The organism is Paenibacillus sp. FSL H7-0357 (assembly GCF_000758525.1).
In the GTDB taxonomy this organism is placed as follows: Bacteria; Bacillota; Bacilli; order Paenibacillales; family Paenibacillaceae; genus Paenibacillus_AQ.
This window is the reverse complement of the sequence record NZ_CP009241.1, coordinates 4,733,129-4,759,232: the sequence shown is the minus strand read 5'-3', so window position 1 is coordinate 4,759,232 and position 26,104 is coordinate 4,733,129. Positions and strand designations below refer to the sequence as shown.

Sequence of the window (26,104 nt, the reverse complement as noted above, 5' to 3'; positions counted from 1 at the left end):
GTTTAATTGTTTGATGGGGGGTGATTGAATTGGTTGATGTACTATCACAAAATGAAATTGATGCTCTGCTTGCCGCACTTTCATCCGGTGAAATGGATGCCGACGAACTTAAAAAAGAAGAAACCCAGAAAAAAATCCGCTCTTACGATTTCAAACGGGCCGTACGCTTCTCGAAAGATCATATCCGCAGTCTTACGCGGATTCATGATAACTTTGCCCGCTATCTTACGACGTACTTTTCGGCCCAATTGCGTACCTTTGTGCAGATCAGTGTCGTACAAGTAGAGCAGCTCCCTTATGATGAGTTCATCCGTTCCATTCCAAAAATGACGATTCTGAATATTTTCGAAGCGGAACCGCTGGAGGGACGAATGGTCATGGAGGTGCATCCGAATATTGCCTTTGCCATGCTCGATAGGCTGCTGGGCGGTTTTGGAACAGCACCAAGCAAGATTAATGCACTGACCGAAATTGAAACAACCATCATGGAGAGGATTTTCAGCAGATGCTTTGAAAGTCTACAGGAAGCCTGGAAGACGGTTCTGGATATTAATCCACGGATGGAAGCTCTGGAGACGAACCCGCAATTCATGCAGATTGTATCACCGAATGAAACGATTGCGCTGATCTCGTTAAGCACCAAAATAGGCGACACTACCGGGATGATCAATCTATGTATCCCTCATGTCGTACTGGAGCCGATTATGACAAGGCTGTCCGTACACCAATGGTTTGTTTCTGAGAAGAAGGTGCGGGACGAGGTTGAACTTGAATCTATCCGTTCGAGAGTTCACAGGGCGCAGCTGCCTATAGTTGCAGAGCTGGGCGAATCCAGGTTATCCATAGCTGAATTTCTCGGGCTTAGCGTCGGCGACGTAATCTCTCTCAATAAGACCGTGGATTCCGGGCTGTCGATCAAAGTAGGGGACAAGCTGAAATTCATTGGAAGTCCAGGGATGATTAAAGAGCGTGTAGCTGTGCAAATAGACGAGATTGTCAGTGAAGGAGCTGAAGAGTTTGACGAGTAAAGACTATTTATCCCAAGAAGAGATCGATGCTCTTCTCAGACAGTCCGCGGAAGGCTCAATGGAACCACAGGAAAAGACAGTTGATGATTACCTGACACCATTTGAGCAGGATGCGCTGGGGGAAATCGGCAATATTACTTTTGGCAGTGCAGCGACTGCACTTTCCACTTTGCTGGGTAAGAAGGTTGATATTACGACTCCGCAAGTGTCCATCATTACCCGCGGACAGTTTGAGGAAGCTTTTCCTAAACCTCATGTTGCCGTACATGTACAGTACGTGGATGGTTTTCAAGGCATTAACTCATTGGTAATCAAAATCAGGGATGCGCAAGTCATTGCCGACTTAATGCTTGGCGGTGAAGGAGAACCGAAGGATGAAGAGCTGAATGAAATTCATATCAGCGCCGTGCAGGAAGCAATGAACCAGATGATGGGCTCATCTGCTACCTCCATGTCAACGATCTTCAACCGGTTCGTCAACATCTCGCCTCCGGGAATCGACATCCTGAATATGTCGAGTGGAGAAGGGGTAGGCAGTCTTCCGGATGACGAAACCTTGATTCAAATTTCCTTCCGTCTGAAGATCGGGGATCTTATCGACTCCACGATTATGCAGCTTTTGCCGGTTCAGTTCGCCAAGGATATGGTCAGCATGCTGCTCGGAGATGTCAGCCAGGCGGATCAGGAGGCGGCTGTGTCGACAGCGGATAAGTCTGCTGCACCAGCGCCTGCATCTGCACCTGCCCAGGCTCCTGCAGCCCCTCCAGTGCAGCAGACACCGCCTGGACCTGGTGAAGTGCCGCCGCAATATCCGCCGCAGGGAATGCCGCCTTATCCGGGGATGCCTGAAGGAGGCTATTATTATCCACCGGCAGGAATGCCCGCTTATGGAATGCCGGGCGTGCCGCCATATGGAGTACCGCCGCAGGGAGTGCCTTACGGACAGGTTCCACCGCAGGCGCCGCCTCCTGGACGCAATGTAAATGTACAGCCTGTTCAATTCGCTAATCTTAGCGCAGGAGCCTTTGGCAATATTGATGAAAATAATTTAAATTTATTGATGGACATACCACTGAGAGTGACCGTAGAATTAGGAAGGACCCAGAAGCAGATCAAAGATATTCTGGAAATGTCGCAAGGTTCGATTATCGAGCTGGACAAGCTGGCTGGTGAGCCTGTTGACATTCTGGTGAACAACAAGCTCATTGCCAAGGGTGAAGTCGTAGTTATCGACGAAAACTTCGGTGTTCGCGTTACGGATATCGTCAGCCAGTGGGACCGAATTCAAAAATTACAATAAGCATACTTAGGGAGGATTTTTTAAAAATGGCTAACCGAATTCTAATCGTGGACGATGCAGCATTTATGAGAATGATGATCCGGGATATTTTGTCAAAGAACGGATTTGAGGTAGTGGGTGAAGCCCAGGACGGTTCGCAGGCTATTGAGAAGTTTAAAGAACTGCGTCCGGATCTGATCACGATGGATATTACCATGCCTGAAATGGACGGAATTGCCGCCCTTAAAGAAATCAAAAAAGTAGATGCCAATGCCAAGGTCATCATGTGTTCAGCCATGGGTCAGCAGGCTATGGTCATTGACGCGATTCAAGCGGGTGCCAAGGACTTTATCGTTAAACCGTTCCAGGCAGACCGTGTTATTGAAGCGATCAATAAAACGCTGGGCGTGTAGGAATCAGACATGCCGGCTAACAGCGAACCGCTGGGAAACAGTAATCCCCTGCTGAATTTGCTCAACGTTATTTTTGTCCTTGCGGCAATCGTCATTCTTATAGTGCTGCTGATCCGTTTTCTTGGCCGCCGCAATCAGACGTTAATGAGCGGGCGCTCCATCCGAACGCTGGGTGCGCTCGGACTGGGCCCCAATAAGTCTGTGCAGATTATTGAAATCGGCGGCAGCCTTTACATGATCGGGGTCGGTGAGAATATATCCATGCTGGATAAAATCACGGACCCGGCGGAAGTGGCACTTATCATTTCTACGTTTGAAGAAGAGTCGTCAGGACAGAACAACTTTCTGGTGCCGCTCATTTCCAAAATCAAAGCCAAGGTGCGCGGTGAGGTTCCATCTCAGGAAATCGAACTTAGTGAAACATCCTCTTTTTATGAGACCCTGCAATCCAAGCTTGCACTTGCACCTGAGCGCAACGAAAAGATGGAAGAGCTTCTCCGGGATGATGCACTTAAAGATGAGTCGAGGGATTTATGAAAAAAAAGCTGATTCTTTCATTTCTGCTGCTCGGTATGTTCAGTGTTTTGCTTTTGCATCCGATACACGCTGATCCTATACCGAACATTAATATTCAAGTAGGCGACAGTAACGGCTCAAGCAGCGGGGGTACCAGTTCCATCTCTATTCTGCTACTTGTGACAGTTCTGAGTGTAGCCCCGGCTTTTCTAGTTCTAATGACCAGCTTCACACGGATCGTCATCGTATTGGGTTTTGTCAGAACCTCACTCGGTACACAGCAGATGCCTCCGAACCAAGTGCTTGTAGGATTGGCGCTTTTTCTTACTCTCTTCATAATGTCGCCTACACTTGCACAGGTGAATGAAACGGCGCTGCAGCCGTACATGAAAGGTACCTTAACTCAGTCCGAAGCGCTTAATAAAGCAGCCGAACCGATGAAGGAATTCATGTTCAAACAGACGGACACCAAAGATCTGCTTTTGTTTATGAATTACACGGGCAACAATGCCACGGTCAAACCCGCCACGTACAATGATATTCCGTTGACAGTGATGGTGCCGGCTTTTGCCATTGGTGAAATGAAAAAGGCGTTTACAATGGGCTTCATGATTTTTATACCTTTTCTGATCATTGATATTGTAGTTTCGAGTACACTGATGGCCATGGGGATGATGATGCTGCCTCCGGTCATGATTTCATTACCGTTCAAAATAATGCTCTTCGTACTGGTAGACGGCTGGTACTTAGTTGTAAAATCACTGCTGATGAGTTTTAACACCTGACGTATAAGAGGAGGCATAAGGGATGAATACGGAGTTTATTATCGGTCTAGCCGGCCAAGCCGTATATTTGGTGCTGGAAACAAGCGCTCCCATGCTGATTCTTGGTCTGGTGGTAGGACTGATAGTCAGTATTTTCCAAGCTACAACCCAGATTCAGGAGCAGACGCTTGCGTTCGTTCCCAAAATCGTCGCCGTACTGCTTGCATTACTGCTGTTCGGCCCTTGGATCATTACGAAGCTGGTAGACTTCACCAGTCAAATATTGGGCAGTCTCTACATGTATATCGGTTAAGACTATGGATATGGAGACCCTTCTGCAAAGTTTTCCCGTCTTTCTGTTGATTTTTTGTCGAATTTCCGCCTTTTTTGTTGTAATACCAGTGTTTTCTTCTCAGAGTCTGCCGGCAACTTTCAAAATTGGATTGTCCTTTTTTGTCGCCTTAGTTGTCTTCAGCTCAAGGGGGACCGGCATTGTTGTTCCGCAGGACCTCACCTACATTCTGCTAGTGGCCAGGGAAGCGTTGATAGGTTTGCTGCTCGGGTTCATCGGCTATCTGATGTTTATGACGATTCAGACGGCCGGATCCTTCATTGATATTCAAATCGGATTTGGGATTGCCAACGTCATTGACCCAATGACTGGAGCATCAGCCCCAATCATAGGTAACTTTAAGTACATGATTGCCCTGCTGCTGTTTCTGAGCATGAATGGACATCATTACTTGCTGAATGCGATCGTATACAGCTATAACTGGGTACCTCTAGACAACGATTTGTTTGTCAAAATGATCAATGGCAGCCTTTCAGAATTTCTGGTCCGCTCTTTTGCCCAATCTTTTATGCTGGCCTTTCAAATGTCGGCACCTTTGGTTACCGCGCTGTTTCTTACGGATATCGGTTTAGCCTTTCTGGCAAGAACCGCTCCGCAATATAATGTATTCGTCATCGGGGTACCGCTCAAAATTATTATAGGTCTCGCGCTGCTTCTTATTCTGATGCCGAGTCTGGCTGCGTTGTTCCAGAATCTCTTCGACATTATGTTTGAGTCCATGCAAAATTTGCTGGGGCTTATGGGGAAGAGTCCTTAGGTGACTGTAAGGAGAGAGTGTAATGCCGAAGCCGAAACGATATAAATTGGATCTTCAGCATTTTGGGGGGGACAAGACAGAGAAAGCCACCCCGAAAAAACGTCAGGATGCCCGTAAAAAGGGTCAGGTAGCCAAAAGTGCCGAACTTTCCGGTGCGGTTGTATTGTTTTCGGCGCTGCTTAGTCTGACGATGTTCGGAAGTTTCATGAAAGAACGTTTTATGAGTTTGTATTTGGATGTTTTTCAGAATCGCATGATGATGGAAGTAACAGCGGAAAATGTGTCCAAGATGTTCAACGAGTATGGTCTGCAGATACTGATTCTGCTGGCCCCGCTGCTCGGGATTACCTTCTTACTCGCACTAGTCGTGAATTTTGCACAGGTTGGCTTTATGGCCTCAGGTGAGGGGATTACGCCTAAGTTCAGCAAGATTAATCCAATCAAAGGGTTCAAAAATATATTTTCCATGCGTTCGTTTGTGGAATTCCTGAAATCGGTCTTTAAACTGGTGCTGATTGCCTATCTGGTTTACAGCACGCTTTGGGGAGAGAAAGAGAGTTTTGCCGCTCTTTCACATGTGAATGCGGAGGGTGTATACCGTTTCACTGCAAAGATGACCATGAATCTTGGCATCAAAATAGCAGCTGTATTGTTTATTATGGCAGTTCTCGATTATATGTACCAGAAGTACGAACATGAAAAAAGTCTGAAAATGTCCAAGCAGGACATTAAAGATGAATACAAAAAGATGGAGGGCGATCCCTTAATTAAAGGAAAGATCAGGGAGCGCCAACGCCGAATGGCAATGCAGCGGATGATGCAGGAAGTGCCAAAGGCGGATGTGATCATTACGAATCCTACGCACTTTGCCGTTGCCCTTAAATATGACGGTTCCAAAATGGAGGCTCCGCAGATTATAGCCAAAGGCCAGGATTATGTGGCGCTCCGCATTCGAGAGCTGGCTAAGGAGCATGGTGTTGTGACTATGGAGAACAAGCCGCTGGCACGGGCATTATTCCAAAGAGCAGAAATTGGCGATGTCGTTCCTGCCGATCTGTTCCAGGCGGTTGCCGAAGTGCTGGCCTATGTATACAAGCTTAAAGGTAAGAGGAGATAAGCCGGGGGAGGTAAAGGACATTGAAAGCTAAAGATCTAACAGTTCTACTGGGCGTTATCGGTATTGTGCTTATGATGATTCTGCCCATCCCGGTCTGGCTTCTGGATGTACTGCTGATTGTCAATATTTCGATAGCACTAACCATTATTTTGGTCGCAATGAATACAAAGGATCCGCTGCAATTTTCGATTTTCCCTTCTTTGCTGTTGATCACAACGTTATTCCGTCTCGCACTCAACATTTCCACTACTAAGCTGATCCTTAAGGATGGTCATGCGGGTGAAGTTGTTGCCACGTTCGGCAGCTGGATTGCCGGGGGACAAATCGCTATCGGATTCATCGTCTTTCTAATTCTGGTTGTTGTGCAGTTCATTGTTATTACCAAAGGTTCGGAACGTGTTGCTGAAGTAGGCGCCCGGTTTACATTGGACGCGATGCCCGGTAAACAAATGAGTATTGATGCTGATTTGAATGCAGGGATGATTAATGAACAGCAGGCACGGGAACGCCGCCGGAATGTTGAACGCGAAGCTGACTTCTTCGGATCAATGGATGGTGCGAGTAAATTCGTGAAAGGTGACGCAATTGCCAGTATCATCATCTTGCTGATCAACCTGATCGGCGGTTTCGTCATCGGGATGACTATTCATGGACTGTCGTTTCAGGATGCACTTTCGACATATTCCGTACTGACAATTGGTGATGGACTGGTCAGCCAAATTCCTGCTTTGCTCATTTCAACCGCTTCCGGTTTGATCGTTACACGGGCGGCGTCAGAAGGGAACCTGGCAGAGGATTTGACAGGCCAATTATTGTCCTATCCGAAGCTCTTGTATATCGTTGCGGCGACAATTGCCTTCCTTGGATTCTTCACTCCGATTACAGTAATGTCTACCTTGCCCCTGGCAGCACTCATGGGATATGCGGCTTACAGCATGGGCCAGAAGGCAAACCAAAAACAGATTGCCGAGGAACAACTGGTTGAGGAGAAGCAGATTGAAGAAGTGCGGAGTCCGGAGAGCGTCATAAACTTGCTTACAGTGGATCCCATTGAATTTGAGTTCGGTTACGGACTTATTCCTCTGGCCGATACAGGTCAGGGCGGAGATTTACTCGACAGAATTATCATGATTAGACGGCAATGTGCCCTAGAAATGGGACTTGTGGTGCCTGTTATTCGTATTCGCGACAATATTCAGCTAAAACCGAATGAATATGTCATAAAAATTAAAGGGAATAATGTCGGCGGTGGTGAATTATTACTTAATCACTATCTTGCCATGAGTCCCGGTTATGATGATGAATCTATAAACGGTATTGAGACTGTTGAACCATCTTTTGGACTTCCGGCACTTTGGATTGACGAATCGGTGAAAGAACGGGCGGAATTATCCGGCTACACCGTAGTTGATCCGCCTTCCGTGGTTGCTACGCATTTGACGGAGCTGATCAAACGTCATGGGCATGAGCTGCTAGGACGTCAGGAAACCAAACAGCTGGTCGACAATCTCCGGGAGAATTACCCCGTGCTGGTTGATGAACTTATTCCTTCGGTACTGGCAATTGGTGATGTTCAGAAGGTGCTCGGCAAGCTGCTGCGTGAAAAGATTTCGATCCGCGATCTGGTGACGATCTTCGAAACGCTGGCAGACTATGGTACTTACACCAAAGATCCTGATATCCTGACCGAGTATGTCCGCCAGTCGTTGTCGAGACAGATTACACAGCAATTTTCCCAAGTGGGAGAGACGCTGCGTGTAATTACTGTCGGACCTAACTTGGAGAAGAAAATTTCCGAAAGTGTGCAGCAAACGGAACAGGGCAGCTATCTGGCACTGGATCCGGTTTCGACACAAACCGTGTACCAGCGGCTTACGGAACAGATCAACCGTTTGCTTCAGTCCGGGCAGCAGCCTATCGTACTGACTTCACCGACCATACGTATGTATTTGCGGCAGGTTATTGAGCGGACGATGCAGGATATTCCGGTGTTGTCCTACAGCGAACTGGAACCTAATATCGAAATTCAAAGCGTTGGAGTGGTGAACTTATGAGAGTGAAGCGTTATGTGGTCGATACGATGCCTGACGCCATGCATTCCATCCGCAGCGAGCTAGGAAGCGATGCCGTCATCCTAAGCACCAAGGAAGTTAAAGTCGGCGGATTTATGGGCATGTTTAAAAAGAAAAAAATTGAAGTTGTAGCCGCAGTGGAAGAGGTGCGGAAGCCGGCTGTACCTGAAAAGGCTCCTGTACAATCGCTGAATGTTCCGCGTAGCGCAGTGCCACAGGCCTATCAGAAAGCCGCCACAGCATCATCGCCGTCAGCATCGCTCACGAAGGAGCCTGCGGCTGGCCGGAGCTTTGCTGAAATTGCCGCTGCCATATCGGAAGCCTCCGGGATTGCTGAGGCAGGAGAGAATGTAGCCGTTCTGCCTTCAACTGCAACCGCAACCGTAACTGCTGTTGAGGAACAGAAAGAGGAATTGGATAGAGAGCTTGCATATGCAATGCAGGCCTCTGCTCCGAAGGAACAGCCTGGTTCGGTCACGGCACTTTACGAGAACTTTGGTGCTGAACCCAATCCGCCCGCAGTCTCGGTAGCGGAAAGTGATGTCCTTCGCGAAATCAGGGACATGAAGCACTGGATGGAACGTATCGCCCGCTACTCTTCAAGCGGAGTGGAATTGCCCGAGCAGCTGGAACAGCTTAAGATCCGTTTACTGGACCAGGAGACTGACCCGGTGCTGGTGGAGGAATGGATCAGCAATGTGTTTACCCGCTGGAATGATGAGGGGCGTATCGGAGCACCTGATCAATTCGGTGAAATGCTGAAAGCTCAGGTGGATGAATTTTTGTCAGGCCGTATTGCAAACGGAATTGCGGCGGATACGCGGATTGTTTACATTGCCGGGCCAACCGGAGTGGGCAAAACAACAACAATCGCTAAGCTGGCGGCAGAGCAGCTGTTTAAACAAGGCAGGAAGGTTGGCCTCATTACCTCCGACACTTACCGGATTTCCGCGGTGGAGCAGCTGCGTACGTATGCATCGATACTGAATATTCCGCTGGAGGTTGTTCAATCCCCGGGAGATTTGCAAAGAGCGTTGTTCCGCCTGGAGAGCTGTGACCTCGTTTTGATGGATACGGCAGGCCGGAATTACCGTAATGAGATGCTCGTCGCTGAACTTCAGAGCCTGCTGGCCAAGGAACTTAAGAGTGAAACTTTCCTTGTACTCAGCCTAACCTCTAAAAGCCGCGATATGAAGACGATCGCCGAGCATTTCGGCCGTTATCAGCTTGACAAGGTTATCTTCACAAAGCTGGACGAGACAGGAAGCTATGGTCCGTTATTTAATGTTCTGAATGACTTCCCTCTTATGCTGTCTTATATAACGAATGGCCAGAATGTGCCAGATGACCTGCTAATGGCTACCAATGAGCAGCTATCAGGGATGTTGCTGGGAACAGGAGGGGCGTAATGGATCAGGCGCAGTCCTTGAGACAGCTAGTGTCCAACAAGGACACCAAACTCGTGCCCAAAGACGGGGTTTCCGCCAGAATCATCACTGTATGCAGTGGAAAAGGCGGTGTCGGAAAGTCGAATTTCACGCTGAACTTTGCATTAGCGCTGAAGGCAATGGGCCGTAAGGTACTATTGTTCGACGCCGATATCGGAATGGCCAATATAGACGTGCTAATGGGTGTCTCTTCTAAATATAATTTGTACCATCTGCTGAAAAGAGAGGCGGATATCGGACAAATTATTCAGACGGGCCCAGGCGGTCTACAATTCATTGCAGGCGGATCGGGTATGGATGAGCTGTTTTCTCTCTCGGAATCAGATTTGAATTACTTTACAACACAGATTGCGCAAATTGCTGATACTATGGATTTTATCCTGTTCGATACGGGGGCAGGACTTTCCAAAGAAACGCTCAAATTTATTAGCTCGGCGGATGATTGCCTTGTGGTAACAACCCCTGAGCCTACAGCTATAACTGATGCATATGCATTGATGAAGGTAGTGCACAATTCCTTTCCCGAAACTTCCTTTAGACTGATTGTGAACCAAGCAGGAGACGAGAGGGAAGCGAAAGCAACCAGCGACAAAATCCGCATGGCGGCAAGCCGCTTTTTACAATTAGATATTCCGTTTCTAGGATATATGAGTAGTGATGCACATGTTGTTCAGGCAGTTAAGAAACAAGTTCCATTCTCAGTGGCTTTTCCGAACAGTGCAGCAGCCAAAGATGTACAGCGGCTTGCCCAAAACTATTTGGCCGCGGATTCAGCGGAACCAAGCAAGGTAGAGGGCATAAAGGGATTTATCAACAGGTGGTTGAAGCGTAAATAATAATTGTTCTGAATTAGAGGAGCAGAGGTGGAAATGATATGAAGCCATATAAAGTTTTGGTTGTTGATGATTCTGCATTTATGCGCAAGATCATTTCCGATTTAATTGAAAATGACGCGAACTTCCAGGTCACCGCTACGGCTTCAAACGGCCGTGAAGCTATTGAGAAAGTGAATCAGCTTTCTCCGGATCTGGTAACGATGGATGTGGAGATGCCGGAAATGAACGGCCTGGAGGCGCTGAAAATAATAATGGCCCAGCGTCCGCTGCCGGTGATCATGCTCTCAGGAATCAACGAGCAGGGCATGAAGGAAACGATTATGGCGCTGGAGTCAGGAGCATTTGATTTCATACGCAAGCCATCCATTTCCAACTCCCAGGATATTATTGCTGTAGGAGAATCTCTCCGGGAGCAAATGAAAGAAGCGATGATGGCCCGTGAGCAGCGTGAAGCTCGAGCATCCGCCTCCAAGAGTGAGGACAAGCCGCCAGCTGCGGTTACTCCAAAACCTCTTGCGGATCCTCCTGTACGCAAGCAGGAACTTCCCAAGAAAGCAAAAGCTGCGGAAGTTCCCGGCACATCAGCACGAGACAAGCTGAAGCCGGAGGCAAAGACCGCGTCCCCTAAGGAAACGGGCAAGAATTTGCTTGATAAGCAGCCAGGGAATAGCGGATTCCCGCGAAATCCTGTCAAGCCTACTGCAGCTCCGGTAACCCCGGCATCATCTGAAAAAGCAAAAAACCGCTCCAAAGCGAACTCTACTCCAGTTACACCTGATGTACGTCCGCAACTGGCTGGGGTCCCCGGTACGTTCGCCGAACCTCCTGCAGCTTCGGCTGACCGGAAGTCCGCCAGTACTAAAGGGCTGCGCAAGCTTGTTGCTGTAGGCTGCTCTACAGGCGGGCCGCGTGCGCTCAAGGCGTTTTTGGAGAACATCCCGGCTGAATTTCCGGCACCGATAGTCATTGTCCAGCATATGCCGCCCAATTTCACCAAATCCTTGGCCCAGCGGCTTAATACCTTCAGCCCGCTTGAGGTTGCAGAAGCGGAGCATGGCATGATCCTTCGCCAAGGAGCGGCTTATATCGCTCCCGGAGGTTATCATCTGAAGGTTGTTCCAGCAGCAGGCGGACAATATGCGATTGAGCTTACGAGTGAGGATGCCCGTAATGGGCATCGTCCATCCGTGGACATGATGTTCGAATCACTATTGCCGCTTACCACGCTGGAAAGGCATGCGGTGATTATGACGGGTATGGGCAGCGATGGTGCCAGAATGATGAAGTCCCTATATGATTCGGGTGTAACCTCAACCTTCGCTGAAAGTGAAGAAACCTGCGTTGTATATGGAATGCCGCGATCTGCGGTGGAATTGAATTGCGTTAAACATATCCTGCCTTTGCATGAAATTGCTCCAAGGCTGGTGCAAGCCGTTAAATAATGGAAAAGCGAACTTGAAGGGGAGGTGCTCGTTAGTGGACATGAACCAATATTTATCCATGTTTATTGATGAGTCAAATGATCATCTGCAATCATTGAACGAAAGTATGATGGGGTTGGAAGCAAATCCTGATGATCTGAGTATTGTACAGGTAATATTCCGCTCTGCGCACACCTTAAAAGGTATGGCGGCTACGATGGGTTTTGAGGATTTGGCTTCTCTTACCCACCAGATGGAAAATGTTCTGGATTTAGTGCGCAATAACAAGCTGCGGATGCAGGATTTCATTTTTGACACACTGTTCAAAAGTCTGGATGCCCTGGAATCAATGGTTGAGGATATTACGGCTGGGGGCGAAGGTAAGGCAGATGTCTCGGCAATTGTGACTTCTCTTCAGGCCATTGTTCGAGGTGAAGTTCCTACTGCAGCCGGTGCCGCTGCCGAGGTTACAGCTGCAGCTCAAAAGACTGGAGACGCTCCGGTGTTTTTAGATGAATTCCAATACTCGGTTCTGCAGCAGTCGCTGCAGGAAGGCCATCAGGTGCTTTATGTGGACGTAGCGATCCGTCAGGATTGTCAGCTTAAAGCGGTGCGGGCATATATGGTTTTCGATCTTCTGGAACGTTCAGGAGAGGTGGTCAAATCCTTCCCTTCGGTTCAGGATATAGAGCAGGAAAAATTCGATTACGGCTTTTCCCTCTATTACATAACCCAAAAGGACGCAAGTGAAATTCAATCCATGATCCTAAACTTATCGGAAATTGATAAGGTTACGGCTTTAGCCCTTGATCAAGAGACACTGGAACAGATGGTGCAGGATATGGCTGCCGCTACTGTGGAAGCACCGGTTCAAGAGGCGGCTGCTCCCGAAGCGGCACCGGCTGCAGCACCGGTCAGAGAAGAAGCAATCAAAGCGGCAGCTGCCAAAACAGTTGCAGCGCCTTCCCGGACGATCCGCGTAGATATCGAACGCCTGGATGTGCTGATGAACTTGTTTAGTGAACTGCTGATCGACCGTGTCCGTCTGGAACAGCTGGCTACAGAAGTGCAGAATAGTGACCTTACTGAGACTGTTGAACATATGGGACGGGTCAGCGGCGATTTGCAGAACATTGTCATGAAGCTGCGCATGGTACCGGTCGACACTGTATTTAACCGTTTCCCCCGTATGGTTCGTGACCTTGCCAAATCTCTGGACAAAAAAATCGATCTGATCGTTACTGGTGCTGAAACAGAGCTTGACCGTACTGTTATTGATGAGATCGGTGATCCGCTGGTGCATTTGCTCCGTAATGCCGTTGACCATGGGGTTGAAGGCGTACAGGAGCGTATTGCTGCCGGCAAACCGGAGACGGGTACGATAAATCTGCGAGCTTTCCATAGCGGCAATCACGTCTTTATCGAAATTGAGGAGGACGGAGCCGGAATAAATCCCCAGAAAATCCTGAAATCCGCTGTTAAGAAGGGAATTCTTACTCAGGATCAGGCTGCTGGCTATTCGGATGATGAAGCCATTCAACTTTTGTTCTCACCGGGCTTCAGTACCGCAGAGGTTATCTCTGACGTATCGGGGCGCGGAGTCGGACTCGATGTCGTGAAATCCAAGATTACTTCTCTTGGCGGCAACGTGGTTGTTTATTCCACCTTCGGCAAAGGAACTAACTTTTCAGTACAGCTTCCACTAACCTTATCGATTATCGCGGCCATGCTGGTGCGGCTTGGTTCCGAGAAATATGCCATTCCGCTTTCTTCCATCGTGGAGACTGGGATTGTGAAGAAAACTCAGATCCGCACGATTCATAGCAACAAAATGATTGAATTCCGTAACGGTCATATCCCTCTGCTTTCACTGAGCAAATTCTTCTCGGTGCCTGATTTTGATGAAAGTACTGAAGAGGAAACGGAAATAGTAGTAGTCCGCAAAGGGGAACGCCTCGTAGCCCTGGCCGTTCAGGATTTTATTGGGCAGAACGAAATCGTCATCAAGAATCTTGGCAAGTATCTGCCTGAGGTTCAAGGCATCTCCGGGGCGACCATACTTGGTGACGGTCAGGTCGCACTTATTATTGATCCGAATGCTTTTATTAAATAATCAGGTTAGAACAGGGAGGTTCATTCCATGGCTGAAGATATCAAAGTAATCGTGTTTAAACTAGGCTCTGAAGAGTACGGCATTGAAGTGGAGAAAGTCCAAACTATTGAACGCATGATGCCAATTACCCGTGTGCCGAAGACCTACTCCTTTATTAAGGGAGTTATCAATTTGCGCGGAGTGGTTATTCCGGTAATTGATTTGCGGGGCCGTTTCGGAATTGAGGAAGCTGATCATACTGACCAGACCCGTATCATTATCGTCAATGTAAATGCAATGGAAGTTGGTTTTATTGTGGACTCGGCCAATGATGTTATTGACTTGAACCGCGATTCCATCGATACACCACCGGAGGTTGTGGGGGGCATCAGAGCGAAGTATCTGGACGGGGTGGCCAAAATTGGAGAAGAACGTTTGCTGATCATGCTCAATTTGAACGAGGTGCTGAACAAGGGCGAAATCGTGCAATTGGAAAGCCTAGAGGGCTAACATATGGAGCTTTTCAAAAACTTCAAGGATTTTAAAATGGATGTCCTTAAGGAAGTGGGTAACATTGGAGCTGGTAACGCCGCCACCGCGTTATCTCAGCTTCTTGGCAAGCCGATCGACATGGCTGTTCCGAAAGTGCAGCTGCTGAGCTTTGAAGAAATCACTGAAAAGGTCGGAGGAGCAGAAGAACTGGTATATGCGGTTTTCCTGCGGGTCGAGGGTGAAGCACCGGGCAATCTCTTTTTCATTCTTACTCCGGAAGCGGCTATAAGCCTGCTTAACCGGGTTGCCGGTATTGAGATTTCTCCCGAGCAGGAGCTGGGTGAAATGGAGCTTTCGGCTTTGAATGAAATTGGTAACATTCTTGCCGGGTCTTACCTTTCTTCCCTTGCCGACTTCACCTCGCTTTCCATGTACCCTACAGTGCCTGCACTGGCCATGGACATGGCCGGGGCCATTCTGGGCTACGGTCTGCTGCAGTTTGGTCAGATGGGCGATGATGCTTTGCTGATCGACACGACTTTCCTGGAAGGCAAGGACGAAATTGAAGGACAGTTCTTTCTTATTCCTGATCCAGAATCATTCCCGAAGATTTTTAAATCATTAGGAGTACCGTTTGATAATGATTGAAGAACAAAGCATTATTAAAGTAGGTATGGCAGATCTTAATGTAGGAAGCCAAGACAGCCTTGTGCGTACAACAGGTCTTGGTTCCTGCGTGGGGCTTACATTGTTTGATCCTGGGAAGAAGCTGGCGGGGATGGCGCATGTGATGCTGCCTTCGTCGGATATCGCACGTGAGGGACAAATGAACATTGCCAAATTTGCAGATACCGCAGTGCCGGAGCTTCTGAACCGCTTGCTTGCACTTGGAGCAATGCGCAGCCGGATCGTGGCCAAGATGGCCGGAGGCTCTCAAATGTTTGCCTTTGCCGGGGGGAATGACACCATGAGGATCGGGCCTCGTAATGTGGAATCCTGTAAGCTTGCTTTGGAGGCGCTAAAGATCCCTTTGATTGCCGAGGACACGGGAGGCAATTTTGGCCGCACCATTGAAATTTCCTGCAGTACCGGTATACTCTATATCCGCAGCGTGCAAAAAGGCACTAGGGAAATATAACCATGAGCAGAAAAATAGTAGTGAACATCATCGTCGGAGCGATAGGATTTTTGTTTACCTTTTTTGTGAACTATGGGCATAATTTACTTGGAACAAGTTTAATTCGGGCCAGTTTTGGATTTATTATTTGGTTTGTGCTTGCATTCCTCTTAAGTTGGGTATTGGGTTTTATTGCTGGACAGTCTGTAGAACCAGAAGATGCTGAGACAAACTTAGAGGGCAATGAGGCGCTGGGTGGCAATTTCGATGTCATTACTCCGGATGAGGATGAAGAATTAATAAACCTGCTGAAACCGAAGCCGGCCGAAGAAAGCGGAAGCAGTGAAGGTTTTACACCGCTGCAGCCGCCTAAACTGGTCTCTATGAAAGATCCTGAAGAATTGGCCAAGGCCGTTCGTCACCTGAAAGAAGAATAAGCGTGTGCTATTGCGGAAGTGGCTCACCTGTTCCGTGTTATGCCCGCTGACTAAACTTTGGGAAGGGTGAAAGCCGTTGAACGAGCATAAAGCTTCTCAATCGGAAACTGACGGGCTCTGGGAACAGTGGAAAGAGCAAGGTAATCCCGAAGCCAAAAAAAAGCTGATTGAGAATTACCTCCATATTGTAGATTACGTGTCCAGCCGCTTGGCAGTCGGATTACCCAAAAATGTATCTAAAGATGATTTGGCCAGCAACGGTGTCATGGGTTTGATTGATGCCATCGAGAAATTCGACTATAAGCGGGGACTCCAGTTTCAGACTTATGCTTCCTGGCGTGTGCGTGGAGCGATTCTTGATTCATTGCGCCAGAGCGACTGGGTTCCCAGGTCCGTGAGGGAGAAAGCCAAAAAAATCGAAGATGCTTACCAGCAGCTGGAGCAGAAATACCTAAGATCAGTCAGTGACGAGGAAATGAGCGAATATCTGAATGTTACGGAGACGGAGTTTCAGAATATGCTGCAGGACGTAGCAGTAATGTCGCTCTGTTCACTAGAGGATCCTATTCGCGAGGAAGAATCAGAGACACGCTTGTCCATCCTGGTGGATGATAAAGCCAAAAATCCGGATCGCAAAGTAAATGAGTTTTATTTGCGCGATACGCTCACTAAAGGCATCGAGAAACTAACGGTGAAAGAAAGGACCGTTGTGTCCCTTTTATATTATGAAGATTTATCATTAAGCGAGATCGCCGAGGTGATGTCACTGTCGCCTTCACGGATTTCGCAGCTTCATTCAAAAGCTATTTTGCGGCTGAGAGGAACACTTGAGAAAAATCGCGATCTTCTCATGCAAAACGATTAACCGGGCGACGGTGACAAGGGGGAGCAAAATTGATCGGTAATTATGCTTTGAACCAGTACGTGAGTATCACGTTTTCGGAGGATAAAGGGATTGCGTACCTCCAATTTTCCAAGAAGGATGAAAACTTCTCCTGTTCGAGTGAAGATCTCGAAAGCTTCCTAAACAGTCACAATATTCGTTACGGTATTCAGCGGGATATTGTACAGCGAATCAGCAGTAATCCAGAAGAGTATTTCTTCAACAGAGTGCCAATTGCGATTGGTGATCCCGCGGAGAATGGTACGGATGGGCGGGTGGTCCTTACTATTGATATGGAGGAGGACCGCAAACCGCTCGAAAAAGCTGATGGCAAGGTCGATTATAAGGACCTGGTCCGTCTTCACAATGTTAAGAAAGGCCAGTTGATTGCCAGAAAAATTCCGCCGATGCCCGGCAAAAGCGGCAATACGGTTACCGGTGAGGAAATTCCGTATCGAGCGGGAAAAGATGCCCACTTTAAAGTCGGCAAAAATGTTCTGATCGATCAAGATGAAACTTCGATGTATGCCGCGATGGACGGACTCGTTACTCTGACGGAGAAGGGCAAGGTCAATGTTTTCCCGGTTTATGAAGTCAACGGTGATGTTGATTACAGTACGGGAAATATTGATTTTGTAGGGACAGTTGTTATTCGCGGCAATGTCTTGACCGGGTTTACGGTTAAATCTGCCGGAGATATCCGTGTGGTTGGCGGAGTGGAAGGTGCTGAACTGATCTCCGGGGGATCGATCGAGATTGCCGGCGGAATTATCGGGTATAACAAGGGACTCGTCAGTGCAGGCAAAAATGTAAAAGTATCGTTCATCCAGGATGGAAATGTCGTCGCCGGGGAGGATGTTATCGTTTCCCAAAGTATTATGCACTCTAATATCCGGGCAGGCCGGGATGTGCTTTGCAATGGTTCAAAGGGACTTATAGTAGGTGGAGTTGTACAAGCCGGTGAAAGAGTTGTAGCAAGAACCATCGGAAATACGATGTCTACGGCGACTGCCATTGAGGTTGGCGTTGTACCAGAACTCCGAAATGAGATTAACGATCTGCGCCTGGAGCTGCGGCAGCTGCTTGAAAATGAGGATAAAACCAACAAAGCGCTGTACCTGCTGAATCAATTGGCGAACAATGGTCAGCTTGCTCCTGATAAGGTTGCTTTGCGAGTCAAACTGAACGCCACCAAACAATCGCATATGCGTGAAGAGAAGCGCATTAAAGAGCGTGTACTGGAAATTGAAAGAATGCTCGAGGATACAGTTAGAGCCAGGGTGGAAGTAGTTAAGACCATCTACGGAGGTTCTAAAATCGTAATTGGCAGATATACACGATTTGTCAAGGATCCTACGGAACGGGTTGTCTTTATTTATAGTGAAGGCGATATCACTTTGGCGCCGTACGTTTAATCAGGCGGGCAGCGACAGGCGGCCGGCCATCCTTGATGTCTAAATACAGCAGGCTCTGGAAGGATTTGCGAATCTTGGGACGGCCCGTCCGTTTCTACTTATGAGAAGAGGGTTGCTATGAGTCTGAAACCGGTGGAATTGCAGATTGCCCTGCCCCGGACAACTGACGCGGGCAAAGTCCAGCATGGGCTGCAGCATCGTCCTGCTGTAGATCAGCAGCAGCTCGCAGGACAGAATGTCAAGCAGAGCTCGGAGCTGGCCCATCGCAGCACTGAGGTTGACGAATCTGCGGAATCTGCGCTGCGCAATGATGATAGCCAGGGAAATCATGCGGGAAGTCAGTCCTCTTCCCATCAACAAGAGAAACAGCAGACGTCTCACGACGCTGAACATCCCTATAAGGGCCGACGGATCGATCTCAGTCTCTGAGAGGATATAATTTGATATGTAAAAGGAGATAGGGCACTTGCAACCATGGGTATATATCGTGCTGGTAGGCGCTGTCGCTATCGTTTATGCCCTGAGACTGCCGGCGCGTGCAAAAGAAGACTCAGCCGATAAGCAGAGTCTAAAGGAAACAGAAGCGGCGCTTGAACTATATATGGCGGACATCGAGCGGGAAAATGATAAAATGCTGCAGCTTGTCAGCAGCATCAAACAGCAATCCCAGAACAACAGAACAGCAATGCAGGAGGAGATCGATTCACTTCGGGAGCAAGTTGCCGATCTGCAAAAGAAGTCAATGCTGCTTGAAACGCGTCTGACGGCTGAAGAAAAGGGCCTGCTGCAGCTAACAGCTTCATTTGCCAAGGAATCTTCAGCCAGCCGCGCTTCAGAAGCTGTGAGACCGCCTTCAACAGAGCACGCTGCAGAACAGCCTGAGCCGAAACCAAAGCCGGTCAACTCGATCAAATTGCGTTATCCGCGATTGTTCGAGCTGCATGAGCAAGGAAAGTCTATTGACGCTATCGCTAAGACAGCAGGACTTCAGCGTGGAGAGGTTCAACTGATTCTGCAGCTGGCCAAGCAGGAGGAAACGGTATGATCAAGAATCGTTCCTTCATGTTCGGACTAGGTACAGGCCTGATTGCAGGAGCATTGCTGCTGCAAGTGATGATCACCGGGGGAGCCGCTCCCTTGTCCAAGGAGAAGCTAATTAAGGAAGCTGCGAAGCTGAACCTTACCGTAACCGATCCGAGTGCAACACCTACTGCCACTAGTAATACAGGCGAGACAGGAGAGGGAACAGAAGGATCAGGGAAAGAGGGGACAGCTGCGGTTGTTCCGTCAGCAACTGACCCCGCCGCTCCAGCTTCGCCTGCTTCTACGCCGCAAGCAGCGGTGGAGCCAAGCGCTGCCGCTGCTCCTTCTGAACCAGCTACCCCGTCAAAGCCTGCAAGCGAGAAGAAACCATCCAGTGCCCCAGTTGCGCCAGCTACTCCGGAGGTTGCCGTAAACGGCTCGATATCTGTTACAATTCCTACCGGCAGCACACTTACGGAAACTGCCGATTTGCTGGTCAAAGCAGGTGTAATTACGGATAAGAATAAGTTTCTTCAGACGGCAGTAAGCCGTAAAGCCAATACGAAAATTCAATATGGACGGTACAGCTTTACTAAAGGCGAGAGCAATAATGTTATCATTGACAAGCTGATTACAGTGAAATAATTTATCTTAGAACTTTGAAATTCACAAAACTTTTCATGAATCGTTGCATACATTATTTTATTATGGTATAGTAATTGACGGTGTTAAAACACACGCCGGTTGATTTCGACAAGGGGTGCTTTCTTCTGAAGGAAGTCTTGTAGAAAAATGACACGCGGCGGAGGAGACACACAATAAACCAAAACTAGGAGGTGTGTGAAGATGGCAGTAATTTCCATGAAGCAGCTTCTCGAAGCTGGGGTACACTTCGGTCATCAGACTCGTCGTTGGAATCCAAAGATGGATCGTTATATCTTCACTGAAAGAAACGGAATTTACATTATTGACCTGCAAAAAACGGTTAAAAAGGTAGAGGAAGCTTACAACTTTGTAAAAAGCGTCGCTGGCGACAACGGCACAATCCTATTCGTAGGAACAAAGAAACAAGCTCAAGATTCCGTAAAAGAAGAAGCTGAACGTTCGGGTATGTTCTTCATTAACCAACGTTGGCTGGGTGGTACCCTGACTAACTTCCAAACTATTCAGAAGCGTATTGATCGCCTGAAGAAACTGGAAGCTTGGGAAGAAGACGGTACCTTCGCAGTTCTGCCTAAGAAAGAAGTAATCCTTCTCCGCAAAGAGAAAGATCGTCTTGAAAAATTCCTGGGCGGTATCAAGAACATGAAAGGTCTGCCAAGCGCGCTGTTCATCATTGACCCGCGTAAAGAGCGCATCGCTGTTGCGGAAGCTCGTAAATTGGGTATTCCTATCGTGGCTATCGTTGATACTAACTGTGATCCGGACGAAATCGACTATGTTATCCCGGGCAACGACGACGCAATCCGCGCCGTGAAATTGCTTACTGGTAAAATGGCTGATGCCGTTGTCGAAGCTCACCAGGGTGAAGACACAACTACTGCTTAAATAGTAGCCGGAATCAAACAAGAACTTAAATGAAAAGGGTGGTTGGCAGGTGGATAACCTCTCACTGCCCTTTTTTTAGGATAATGGACCAAAATGGTATAAAACGACAATTATCTGGAGGGAATAACAATGGCAGTAGATGCAAAAGCAGTAAAGGAACTTCGTGAAAGAACAGGCGCAGGGATGCTGGATTGCAAAAAGGCGCTTGAAGAAGCTAACAATGATATCACCAAAGCCGCTGAATTGCTTCGCGAAAAAGGTCTTTCCGCAGCAGCTAACAAAGCTGGACGTATTGCTACTGAAGGTACTGTAGAATCTTACATCCACGCTGGCGGACGTATTGGCGTACTTGTAGAAATCAACTGCGAAACTGACTTCGTAGGTAAAACGGATTCCTTCAAAGAATTTGCACGCGATATCGCAATGCAAATTGCTGCAGCTAACCCGCTGTATGTTCGTCGTGAAGAAGTTCCGGCAGAAGCTGTAGAGAAAGAAAAAGAAATTCTGAAGGCACAAGCGCTTAATGAAGGCAAGCCTGAGAAAATCGTTGAAAAAATGGTTGAAGGCCGTATCAGCAAGTTCTACGAAGAATATTGTTTGCTTGAGCAACCCTTCGTTAAAGATCCGGACAAAACCATTTCCCAGCTGCTGAACGAAAAAATCAGCACCATTGGCGAAAATATCTCCATCCGTCGTTTTGTTCGTTTTGAACTGGGCGAAGGTCTGGAAAAGAAAGTCGACAACTTTGTTGAAGAAGTAATGGCGCAAGTTAATCAATAAGAAGCAAGACTGATTACAACTTCATTGAACTGAATAATGCAAGCATCAAATGAACGGAACACAGGCACAATCGTGTTCCGTCTTTTGTAAGAAAGTGAGGGTATACATTTGGAACAGCCGGTATTTAAAAGAGTAGTCCTTAAGGTAAGCGGTGAGTCACTATCAGGACAAAACGGATATGGCATTGATGCCGAGACGATTATTTCCATCGCAGAGCAGGTCAAGGAAGTTGTTGAGCTTGGAGTTCAAGTCGCTATTGTTTGCGGCGGAGGCAATATCTGGCGCGGAATCGCAGGAAGCGCAAGCGGTATAGACCGTGCAACAGCCGACTACATGGGGATGCTGGCAACAGTGATGAACTCACTTGCACTGCAGGATGCATTGGAGCAAATCGATGTTCCTACCCGGGTACAGACCTCCATTTCGATGCAGCAGATTGCTGAACCGTACATCCGCCGCCGTGCCATTCGTCATTTGGAGAAAGGCCGCGTGGTAATCTTTGCCGCAGGAACGGGCAACCCCTTCTTCTCGACGGATACGACGGCAGCTCTCAGAGCAGCTGAGATTGAAGCAGAAGTTATCCTGATGGCGAAGAATAAAGTGGACGGTGTCTACTCAGCAGATCCTTTCAAAGACAGTACTGCCGAGAAATACGAGCAGCTGACCTACATGGACGTGCTGAACAAAAATCTTGGCGTCATGGATTCCACTGCATCCTCTCTGTGCATGGATAATAATATACCGCTCATTGTGTTTGCTATTACAGAGCAAGGCAATATCAAACGTGTCGTTCTCGGTGAGAAGATCGGGACGATTGTTAAAGGGAGTGTAGATTAATGCCACAAGCGGTCAAGAAAAATGCCGAAGAGCGTATGGAAAAAGCGATTTTGTCGCTGAAACGCGATTTGGCCTCATTGCGGGCGGGACGCGCTTCGACAGCGCTGCTGGATCGCATTCAAGTTGAATATTATGGTGCACCTACCCCTGTCAACCAGCTGGCCAACATCAGCACACCGGATTCACGGACGCTGCTGATTCAGCCTTGGGACAGATCATCGCTTTCCGACATTGAACGGGCAATTATGAAGTCCGATCTGGGACTTACACCGGCTAATGACGGTACAATCATCCGTTTGTCTATTCCTGCGTTAACCGAGGAACGCCGCACTGAGCTTGTGAAGTTCACCAAAAAGTTTGGTGAAGAAGCAAAGGTAGCCATTCGCAACATCCGCCGCGATGCCAACGATGATATCAAGAAAATGGAGAAGAACGGCATCTCCGAAGATGAATCACACGGACACCAAGAAGATATTCAGAAATCAACGGATAAGTTCATAGCTGAAGTTGATAAGGTGCTCTTGTCCAAAGAAAAAGAGATTATGGAAGTATAATGACAATCAAGAGACTTCAGGGCCCCTCCGTTTATGGTGGGGTTTGTCTCTTTCTGATAAGAGCTTGGAGGAAACGGAAATGATCAAACGGATTCAAGCATGGCTGAGCCGTAAAGACAGGCAGGAGCCACAGCCAGTCGAGATTTCACCGGACAACATTCCCCGGCATGTGGCTGTAATTATGGACGGCAATGGACGCTGGGCTAAACGGCGTGGTTTGCCACGCATTGTCGGCCATCAGAATGGAATGAAAGCTGTAAAACGTGCAACAATTGCCGCCAACGACCTGGGCGTTGAGTTTTTGACCATGTACGCTTTTTCTACAGAGAACTGGAAACGTCCTAAGGATGAAGTTGACTTCCTGATGCGTTTGCCTGTGGAGTTCCTGGCCCTTGAACTGGACGAGCTGATTGAGAAGAACGTACAAGTGCGCGTGATGGGTGATACCGACGCTTTGCCTACACATACCCGGAAGGCGATGGAAGAAGCCGTTGCCCGGACACAAGGGAATACTGGACTTATATTAAATTTTGCCCTGAATTACGGAGGTCGTAAAGAAATCGAGGATTGCATGCGCGGATTGGGTCAGGATATCCAAGCAGGCCTGCTGTCCCCGGAGGAGATTACATCGGAGCTGATCGACAGCCGACTGTTATCAGGCGGACTGCCGGATCCGGATCTGCTGATCCGGACCAGTGGAGAGATGCGGCTCAGCAACTTTATGCTCTGGCAGGTCGCTTACAGTGAGCTCTGGTTTACAGATGTATTCTGGCCGGAGTTTGATAAAACGCATTTGCTGCAGGCTGTGGCGGAGTACCAGAGACGCACACGCCGTTATGGTGGACTGAAGTAGCCTGATGGGAGATGGGAATCTTTGAAGCAGCGATTGATCACCGGAATTGTTGCCGGAGCAGTGTTTTTGGGATTGTGTTTTTTGGGCGGCTGGGCTTATCAGCTTTTGCTTGCCGGTATGGCGCTCATCGGGTTTTATGAATTTGTTAAAATGACAGGTGTCCGGGTGTTTGGCGGTACTGCGATACTTGGTTATGCTGCTGTAGCCTGCTACATGATTCCTTGGAGCCTGCTCGGAGTGAATCCATGGCTGTCCTGGGAACAAGGCATATGGCTTCTTCTGCTGCTGTTCCTGCTGGTGACGGTGTTCAGTAAGAATAAGCAGGATATTAAGATTACTTCACTCCTGTTCACAGGGATTGTATACATAGGAATGGGCTTTTCCTATATGGCTGTGGCCCGAGCTGCAGGCGACGGTCATGGGCTCTTCTGGACCTTCCTTTTGTTGTGCTGCATTTGGGGCAGTGATGCAGGTGCTTATTTTGTAGGGAGAAGCTTTGGGAGAAATAAGCTCTGGCCGGCAATCAGCCCCAATAAAACGGTAGAGGGAGCCCTTGGCGGGGTACTGATCTCTATCGTAATTTCCATTGTTTTCGCAATATTTGTTCCTGATCTGCTGACTTACGGACGCGCGCTGCTTATCGGTTTGTCCTGCGCTGTGCTCGGTCAGCTTGGAGATCTTGTACAATCTGCCTATAAACGGGTGTACGGTATTAAGGATTCAGGCTCGCTGCTGCCAGGTCATGGAGGAATTCTTGACCGCTGCGACAGCTGGATTATCGTATTTCCTTTCGTACATATCGTAATGCTTATGCCTTACTATTAAACGACGGGAAAGAAGGTTCACATATGAAGAAAATAAGTGTTCTCGGATCTACCGGCTCGATCGGCACTCAAACACTGGATGTAGTTGCAATGCATCCGGACTCTTTTGATGTTGATGGTTTGGCTGCAGGGAGCAATACCGCCCTGCTTTTGGAGCAGGTCCGCCGCTTTCAGCCTCGCCGAGTATCAGTGTCCACGAAAGAACTCGCTGAGCAGATCAGGTCGGAGCTGCCCTCCGGTATTGAGCTTTTTTACGGAAGTGAAGGATTGATAGAAATTGCTGCGGGTGGGGACGCTGATACGGTTGTCACGGCAGTGGTGGGCAGCGTAGGCTTGCAGTCAACGCTTGCCGCGATCGAAGCCGGACGGCATATTGGGCTAGCCAATAAGGAAACGCTTGTCACGGCAGGGCATTTGGTTACCGAGCTTGCCAACCGTAAAGGTGTTAAGCTGCTGCCCATCGACAGTGAACACTCTGCAATTTTTCAATGTCTGAACGGTGAGAACCGCGAGGATGTTTCCAGCATTACCATCACCGCCTCCGGCGGGTCCTTCCGTGATTACACCCGTGAGCAGCTGAAGAAGGTTTCCGTAGAGGATGCGCTTCGCCACCCCAACTGGAGTATGGGAGCCAAAATAACAATTGATTCGGCAACCATGGTTAACAAAGGACTTGAGGTCATTGAAGCGCATTGGCTGTTCGGTCTTCCCTATGAGCAGATAAATGTCCTGCTGCATCCGGAGAGTATCATTCACTCCTATGTAGAATTCCGGGACAGCAGTATTGTCGCCCAGCTCGGAAATCCGGATATGCGGGTCCCGATCCAATATGCGCTGACCTATCCGGAACGTTGGGAATCGCCTGCCGCGCGGCTGTCTCTTGCCGCAATAGGACGCCTGACTTTCCGGGAAATGGATTTTGTACGGTTTCCAGCCTTGAAGCTGGCGATTGAATGCGGGAAAGCGGGGGGGACGGCAACCACAGCCTTCAACGCGGCTAATGAAATTGCAGTTGCCCGTTTTCTCCGGCATGAGATTCCCTTCCTGCGTATTGAAGAGATTATTGAAGAAGTGCTCCAGCGCCTGGTGAATGTCAATCAGCCGGATTTACAGCAGATTCAGCATTGTGATGAGATGACCCGGGAGCTTGCAGCTAAACTTTAAATAAATCACTTTATGTACTAGGAAAATGGAAATATTTGCTTTGCCCTGAAAAATTGGGTGGGACAGTTGATTCTCTTGTGCA

General features: G+C 48.3%; 29 protein-coding genes. All 29 read left to right on the top strand.

Going from position 1 to position 26,104, the window contains the following annotated elements; translation table 11 throughout:
- Positions 1-29 precede the first annotated feature (29 nt).
- On the top strand, positions 30-1,028 hold the full coding sequence (gene fliM, locus H70357_RS20675; RefSeq protein ID WP_038593500.1) for a flagellar motor switch protein FliM: 999 nt from the start codon (positions 30-32) through the stop codon (positions 1,026-1,028).
- Positions 1,018-2,328, top strand: a complete 1,311-nt coding sequence (gene fliY / locus H70357_RS20670; RefSeq protein WP_038593497.1) for a flagellar motor switch phosphatase FliY — start codon at positions 1,018-1,020, stop codon at positions 2,326-2,328. The genes fliM and fliY overlap by 11 nt, the downstream gene beginning before the upstream one ends.
- 26 nt (positions 2,329-2,354) lie before the next feature.
- On the top strand, positions 2,355-2,720 hold the full coding sequence (locus tag H70357_RS20665; protein WP_019910416.1) for a response regulator: 366 nt from the start codon (positions 2,355-2,357) through the stop codon (positions 2,718-2,720).
- A gap of 9 nt (positions 2,721-2,729) precedes the next feature.
- Complete coding sequence (locus tag H70357_RS20660; RefSeq protein WP_038593494.1) at positions 2,730-3,257, top strand: flagellar biosynthetic protein FliO; 528 nt, start codon at positions 2,730-2,732, stop codon at positions 3,255-3,257.
- Positions 3,254-4,021, top strand: coding sequence for a flagellar type III secretion system pore protein FliP (gene fliP / locus H70357_RS20655; protein ID WP_038593491.1), 768 nt, complete (start codon positions 3,254-3,256; stop codon positions 4,019-4,021). The genes H70357_RS20660 and fliP overlap by 4 nt, the downstream gene beginning before the upstream one ends.
- 22 nt (positions 4,022-4,043) lie before the next feature.
- Positions 4,044-4,313, top strand: a complete 270-nt coding sequence (fliQ, locus tag H70357_RS20650; protein ID WP_038593488.1) for a flagellar biosynthesis protein FliQ — start codon at positions 4,044-4,046, stop codon at positions 4,311-4,313.
- Between the two features lie 10 nt (positions 4,314-4,323).
- The gene (fliR, locus tag H70357_RS20645) at positions 4,324-5,109 is read left to right on the top strand and encodes a flagellar biosynthetic protein FliR (RefSeq protein WP_038600090.1); all 786 of its coding nucleotides are present in this window, start codon (positions 4,324-4,326) and stop codon (positions 5,107-5,109) included.
- A gap of 22 nt (positions 5,110-5,131) precedes the next feature.
- Positions 5,132-6,226, top strand: coding sequence for a flagellar biosynthesis protein FlhB (gene flhB / locus H70357_RS20640; protein WP_038593485.1), 1,095 nt, complete (start codon positions 5,132-5,134; stop codon positions 6,224-6,226).
- Between the two features lie 20 nt (positions 6,227-6,246).
- Positions 6,247-8,280, top strand: a complete 2,034-nt coding sequence (flhA, locus tag H70357_RS20635; RefSeq protein WP_038593482.1) for a flagellar biosynthesis protein FlhA — start codon at positions 6,247-6,249, stop codon at positions 8,278-8,280.
- The gene (gene flhF, locus H70357_RS20630) at positions 8,277-9,707 is read left to right on the top strand and encodes a flagellar biosynthesis GTPase FlhF (protein ID WP_038593480.1); all 1,431 of its coding nucleotides are present in this window, start codon (positions 8,277-8,279) and stop codon (positions 9,705-9,707) included. Before flhA ends, flhF begins: the two co-directional genes overlap by 4 nt.
- On the top strand, positions 9,707-10,582 hold the full coding sequence (locus H70357_RS20625; RefSeq protein ID WP_038593478.1) for a MinD/ParA family protein: 876 nt from the start codon (positions 9,707-9,709) through the stop codon (positions 10,580-10,582). Before flhF ends, H70357_RS20625 begins: the two co-directional genes overlap by 1 nt.
- 38 nt (positions 10,583-10,620) lie before the next feature.
- On the top strand, positions 10,621-12,024 hold the full coding sequence (gene cheB / locus H70357_RS20620) for a protein-glutamate methylesterase/protein-glutamine glutaminase (protein WP_038593476.1): 1,404 nt from the start codon (positions 10,621-10,623) through the stop codon (positions 12,022-12,024).
- 34 nt (positions 12,025-12,058) lie between these two features.
- Positions 12,059-14,116, top strand: a complete 2,058-nt coding sequence (locus tag H70357_RS20615; RefSeq protein WP_038593474.1) for a chemotaxis protein CheA — start codon at positions 12,059-12,061, stop codon at positions 14,114-14,116.
- 27 nt (positions 14,117-14,143) lie between these two features.
- Positions 14,144-14,605 carry a chemotaxis protein CheW gene (locus H70357_RS20610; RefSeq protein ID WP_038593472.1) on the top strand — a complete coding sequence of 154 codons (462 nt, stop codon included), beginning with the start codon at positions 14,144-14,146 and terminating at the stop codon, positions 14,603-14,605.
- A 3-nt stretch (positions 14,606-14,608) separates the two neighbouring features.
- Positions 14,609-15,235: a chemotaxis protein CheC gene (locus H70357_RS20605; RefSeq protein WP_038593470.1), complete on the top strand. Its 627-nt coding sequence runs from the start codon at positions 14,609-14,611 to the stop codon at positions 15,233-15,235.
- On the top strand, positions 15,228-15,725 hold the full coding sequence (locus H70357_RS20600; RefSeq protein WP_038593467.1) for a chemotaxis protein CheD: 498 nt from the start codon (positions 15,228-15,230) through the stop codon (positions 15,723-15,725). Before H70357_RS20605 ends, H70357_RS20600 begins: the two co-directional genes overlap by 8 nt.
- 2 nt (positions 15,726-15,727) lie before the next feature.
- On the top strand, positions 15,728-16,141 hold the full coding sequence (locus tag H70357_RS20595; RefSeq protein WP_038593463.1) for a hypothetical protein: 414 nt from the start codon (positions 15,728-15,730) through the stop codon (positions 16,139-16,141).
- Positions 16,142-16,217: 76 nt separating this feature from the next.
- On the top strand, positions 16,218-17,006 hold the full coding sequence (locus H70357_RS20590; RefSeq protein ID WP_038593460.1) for a FliA/WhiG family RNA polymerase sigma factor: 789 nt from the start codon (positions 16,218-16,220) through the stop codon (positions 17,004-17,006).
- A gap of 29 nt (positions 17,007-17,035) precedes the next feature.
- The gene (locus H70357_RS20585; RefSeq protein WP_038593457.1) at positions 17,036-18,439 is read left to right on the top strand and encodes a flagellar assembly protein A; all 1,404 of its coding nucleotides are present in this window, start codon (positions 17,036-17,038) and stop codon (positions 18,437-18,439) included.
- Between the two features lie 117 nt (positions 18,440-18,556).
- The gene (locus H70357_RS20580) at positions 18,557-18,868 is read left to right on the top strand and encodes a hypothetical protein (RefSeq protein WP_038593454.1); all 312 of its coding nucleotides are present in this window, start codon (positions 18,557-18,559) and stop codon (positions 18,866-18,868) included.
- A gap of 37 nt (positions 18,869-18,905) precedes the next feature.
- Positions 18,906-19,484 carry a hypothetical protein gene (locus tag H70357_RS20575; RefSeq protein WP_038593451.1) on the top strand — a complete coding sequence of 193 codons (579 nt, stop codon included), beginning with the start codon at positions 18,906-18,908 and terminating at the stop codon, positions 19,482-19,484.
- A complete protein-coding gene (locus H70357_RS34450) occupies positions 19,481-20,107 on the top strand; it encodes an endolytic transglycosylase MltG (RefSeq protein WP_052092156.1) in 627 nt (208 codons plus the stop codon). Before H70357_RS20575 ends, H70357_RS34450 begins: the two co-directional genes overlap by 4 nt.
- Positions 20,108-20,308: 201 nt before the next feature.
- The gene (rpsB, locus tag H70357_RS20565) at positions 20,309-21,010 is read left to right on the top strand and encodes a 30S ribosomal protein S2 (RefSeq protein WP_036692565.1); all 702 of its coding nucleotides are present in this window, start codon (positions 20,309-20,311) and stop codon (positions 21,008-21,010) included.
- Positions 21,011-21,139: 129 nt separating this feature from the next.
- Positions 21,140-21,790 carry a translation elongation factor Ts gene (gene tsf, locus H70357_RS20560; RefSeq protein ID WP_038593448.1) on the top strand — a complete coding sequence of 217 codons (651 nt, stop codon included), beginning with the start codon at positions 21,140-21,142 and terminating at the stop codon, positions 21,788-21,790.
- A 108-nt stretch (positions 21,791-21,898) separates the two neighbouring features.
- Positions 21,899-22,627, top strand: a complete 729-nt coding sequence (pyrH, locus tag H70357_RS20555; RefSeq protein ID WP_038593446.1) for a UMP kinase — start codon at positions 21,899-21,901, stop codon at positions 22,625-22,627.
- The gene (frr, locus tag H70357_RS20550) at positions 22,627-23,181 is read left to right on the top strand and encodes a ribosome recycling factor (protein WP_038593444.1); all 555 of its coding nucleotides are present in this window, start codon (positions 22,627-22,629) and stop codon (positions 23,179-23,181) included. The genes pyrH and frr overlap by 1 nt, the downstream gene beginning before the upstream one ends.
- A gap of 79 nt (positions 23,182-23,260) precedes the next feature.
- The gene (locus H70357_RS20545; RefSeq protein ID WP_038593442.1) at positions 23,261-24,034 is read left to right on the top strand and encodes an undecaprenyl pyrophosphate synthase; all 774 of its coding nucleotides are present in this window, start codon (positions 23,261-23,263) and stop codon (positions 24,032-24,034) included.
- Between the two features lie 21 nt (positions 24,035-24,055).
- On the top strand, positions 24,056-24,859 hold the full coding sequence (locus H70357_RS20540) for a phosphatidate cytidylyltransferase (protein ID WP_038593440.1): 804 nt from the start codon (positions 24,056-24,058) through the stop codon (positions 24,857-24,859).
- A gap of 23 nt (positions 24,860-24,882) precedes the next feature.
- Positions 24,883-26,022 carry a 1-deoxy-D-xylulose-5-phosphate reductoisomerase gene (locus H70357_RS20535; RefSeq protein WP_038593438.1) on the top strand — a complete coding sequence of 380 codons (1,140 nt, stop codon included), beginning with the start codon at positions 24,883-24,885 and terminating at the stop codon, positions 26,020-26,022.
- Positions 26,023-26,104 lie beyond the last annotated feature (82 nt).